The organism is Deltaproteobacteria bacterium (assembly GCA_011773515.1).
Lineage (GTDB): Bacteria > Desulfobacterota > Deferrimicrobia > J040 > J040 > WVXK01.
On record WVXK01000115.1, the window covers coordinates 1 to 1335 of the forward strand.

Sequence of the window (1335 nt, forward strand, 5' to 3'; positions counted from 1 at the left end):
CCTGGGTCCTTTTCGGATCTTGTTTTTCCAACCGCTCAGGGGTCTCACTCAAGCAGAAGCTCATAGGTCCGTCTTCTCATCTCAAGATAAATCCTGTATTTGTCTAGACTGGTTGCGACTTTGAGAATGACTCTCCTGCCATGGCGAACAAGCCTGCCTGCCACTTCGATCAACAACCACCTCAGACTCTTGATGGTCTTCGTCCTCCATGGCTCAGGCATGACAAAAAGCCTCTGGGCAATAAACAGATTATAGGTCATNNAGGTCATGATCCCAATTCCAAAGTGAACGGCATTGGCCAAAAACTCCCCGCATGGCATCCGGTCCATCCCAAAGCCGCTTTTGATCTCTTTGATGTGATTCTCGATCTGCGCCCTCTTGTTGTATCGCCATACCACCTGCTCAGCACTCTGATCGATCATGCCCGTGGCAATACAGTGATAATGGTAGCTGTCTCTAAAAAGGTCAGCCTGTCGGTCTTTCCACCGCAAAACGACGAGACGAAAGGCGCTCTTGCCTTTGTTGGTCGTATGGACTGTCTCTGAAATCTCCCGATCCGTCATAATCCCATCTTCGGTCCGAAAAGGACACCAGCCCGATATCGTCCCAATGGCTTCCATGACCGATACGTCCTTATCCACACAGATGGCCCATCGAACCCTCTTTCTCTCCAGATAGTCGATCACATCATTGGTGTAGTACTCTGCATCCAAAAGGACCTCTTCGATCCTTTTTCCCCTTGGCATCTTACCAAAGGCCTTCTTCAGAATCCGAAGCTTTCCCCCCGTGTCGTTTCCCTCTCGAAACTCATACGAGATGGCCAATCCATTCTCCTTGAGGGTCGCCACCACAGGCCGGTAGCCCTTATACCCTAAATAGCTCATCTGGGCCTCCCGCTTCTGAGACTCGATGATGGTGGGATCGATGATCAGCGTGTAGCCCCTCCGATCGTCCCTCCTGAGAACCTTCCTCACAATGCCATCGTTGACCCGCTCCATCCCACCAATCCCACCACGCTCCCCCATCCGACGAAGCCAGTCTCCAATCGCAGAACTGCAGGGAATCTCCTCAAGTCCAACCACTTCTCCCAAAGAATCATCCCCTCGAATCTCGCGCACATCCTCAATGGCCTCCCCACCACCGTATAACATCATTGAGAGAGGTAAAATATACCGAATCCCTTCAAACCCCCGCCCAGAACCAGGCTTCGGCATGTGACGCTCAATCAAAGATCCCACACCCATCGCCCCCATAAACTCCCCATACAGAACCAATCCACTACGCGCCGTCACCCGCTCCTCCGTCCTTCTTAGCTTGAATGGCAACACCGTCTGT

The 1335-nt window shown here is 52.1% G+C and carries 1 protein-coding gene; it reads right to left on the minus strand.

Annotated features, from left to right (window positions below; genetic code table 11):
- Nucleotides 1-44: 44 nt before the first annotated feature.
- Nucleotides 45-1292 (minus strand): IS1380 family transposase, encoded by a 1248-nt coding sequence (locus tag GTN70_12730; protein NIO17817.1) that lies wholly within the window; start codon nt 1290-1292, stop codon nt 45-47.
- Between the last annotated feature and the right edge of the window lie 43 nt (nt 1293-1335).